Here is a 221-nt window from a genome sequence, read left to right on the forward strand (position 1 = left end):
CAGATGCGCGGCATTCAGACTTCGCAGGCAAGCTGGTTGAAAGTGGGCCAACAGCTTGCTACGGGCAACCGTGTAAACAGTCCTTCGGATGATCCGGTGGCGGCCGCGCAGGCGGTGGTGGTGTCACAGTCTCAGGCCGCAACCGAACAGTATAAAACGGCGCGTGTGTTTGCCACACAGAATCAGTCGACGGAAGAAACCACGCTGAAGCAGGTGGTCGA

At 58.4% G+C, this 221-nt stretch carries 1 protein-coding gene; it reads left to right on the forward strand.

Going from position 1 to position 221, the window contains the following annotated elements:
• The coding region (locus tag WH277_RS02560; protein ID WP_445235302.1) for a flagellin N-terminal helical domain-containing protein at window positions 1-221 on the forward strand (221 nt) is incomplete at both ends.

The organism is Erwinia sp. MYb416 (assembly GCF_037479575.1).
Taxonomy (GTDB): Bacteria; Pseudomonadota; Gammaproteobacteria; order Enterobacterales; family Enterobacteriaceae; genus Erwinia; species Erwinia rhapontici.